Origin of the sequence: Streptomyces griseorubiginosus (assembly GCF_017614965.1) — a bacterium.
Taxonomy (GTDB): Bacteria; Actinomycetota; Actinomycetes; order Streptomycetales; family Streptomycetaceae; genus Streptomyces; species Streptomyces griseorubiginosus_B.
This window is the reverse complement of the sequence record NZ_WVUG01000637.1, coordinates 1-1,483: the sequence shown is the minus strand read 5'-3', so window position 1 is coordinate 1,483 and position 1,483 is coordinate 1. Positions and strand designations below refer to the sequence as shown.

Here is a 1,483-nt window from a genome sequence, read left to right as displayed (position 1 = left end):
TTCATAGTGTTTCGGTGGTTATAGCGTGAGGGAAACGCCCGGTTACATTCCGAACCCGGAAGCTAAGCCTTACAGCGCCGATGGTACTGCAGGGGGGACCCTGTGGGAGAGTAGGACGCCGCCGAACAATTTGTGAGAAAACCCCCGGCCGGGGATACCGGCGCGGGGGTTTTCTGCGTTCCGCTACCGTGGCTCCATGAGCTACAAGATCCGTTCCATCCGTGCCGATGAATGGCCGGCCGCGAAGGCGCTGCGGCTCGTCGCCCTGCAGGACCCGGTGGCGCCCATCGCCTTTCTGGAGACATACGACAACGCTCTGGCCCATCCCGACTCCTTCTGGCAGGAGCGGGCCAAGGGGAGCTGTGATGGGGCCACCGGGGCTCAGCAGATCATCGCCGAGGGGCCGGACGGTGAGTGGGTCGGGACGCTGACCGTGCTCATAGAAGAGGCGGGGACCACCGACTGGGCCGGGTTTCCCGTCGAGCGGAGGCAGGGGCACATCGTGGGGGTGTTCGTGCGGCCGGAGTACCGGGGGATCGGGCTCACCGAAGTGCTCTTCGACGCCGGTCTTGAGTGGGCGTGGGCCCAGCGTGCCGAGCGGGTGCGGCTCATCGTGCATGAGGACAACGGGCGGGCTCAGCGGCTGTATCGGAAGGTCGGGTTCGTGCCGACCGGGGTGACCGTGCCGTTGGCGCAAGCCGGCGGGGAGTCCGAGTTGGAGTTCGCCCTGGAGCGCGAGGCCGGTTGATCAGACCGGGAGTTCGTCATGGGGCCAGCGGGCGCGGCCTTGTTCGCGGGAGCGGAGCAGGGCCAGGGTCGGCAGGCCGCGGTCCGCTCCCGTGGCGAGCAGCTCGGGGAGTTGGGGGAGCGGGGCCACGGCTGCGATGTCGTCCAGGACGAGCGTGAGTGGTGGGTCGAGGCGACCGGCGGATGACCGTTCGGCCATGCACCGCCCGCGCTCGACCACGCTGGAGACGAGGGCCGTCAGGAGAGGCATCGCGCCTGGGTTGCTCCTGGGATCCTCGATGGATTCCCCCACTACATAAAGCGTTCCCCCTTCATCCACGAAGGAATCCAAGGCGAGCGCATCGGTTCGGTTGGGTGTGCACGCCTCTCGGATGTTGACCGTGAAGAGGGAGGAGAGTGCTCTCGTCGTCAACTCCTGGGCCATGTCGCGGCGGTCGGGGTGCGCGGTGAGCGCGGCCTCGAGTTCGCCCGCGGAGCCGGGGGAGGCTTTGGGGTTCGTACGGAGGATGCGGACGGCGTCCTGGACCTGGGTGCCCTGGGACCAGCGGTGGACGTGGCGGATGGTGCGGCCGTCCACGGCGGCGGCGTGCAGGTAGCTGCGGAGGAGCGTTTCCGCCGTGGTGGAGAGGGCCTCGTCCAGTTTGGCCGTGGGGCGGATGGGGGCGAGGAGGGCGGCGGCCCGTGCGGTGGCCGTGTCTCTGCGTTCGCAGCCGGCGGTGGGCGACCAGTGGAGGCG

At 68.7% G+C, this 1,483-nt stretch carries 2 protein-coding genes and 1 rRNA gene; 2 read left to right on the top strand and 1 reads right to left on the bottom strand.

What is annotated here, in order from left to right; translation table 11 throughout:
• Window positions 1-10: 10 nt before the first annotated feature.
• Window positions 11-127: ribosomal RNA gene (gene rrf, locus GRC12_RS44395) — 5S ribosomal RNA — on the top strand.
• Between the two features lie 69 nt (window positions 128-196).
• Complete coding sequence (locus GRC12_RS44390) at window positions 197-748, top strand: GNAT family N-acetyltransferase (protein ID WP_208786087.1); 552 nt, start codon at window positions 197-199, stop codon at window positions 746-748.
• Here the strand turns inward: GRC12_RS44390 and GRC12_RS44385 are convergent.
• The coding region (locus GRC12_RS44385; RefSeq protein ID WP_208786086.1) for a type IV secretory system conjugative DNA transfer family protein at window positions 749-1,483 on the bottom strand (735 nt) is incomplete at its 5' end.

What these genes read in the sequence shown, in the direction of transcription:
- GRC12_RS44390 (WP_208786087.1), top strand. Translation starts at nt 197, where the DNA reads ATGAGCTACAAGATCCGTTCCATCCGTGCCGATGAATGGCCGGCCGCG.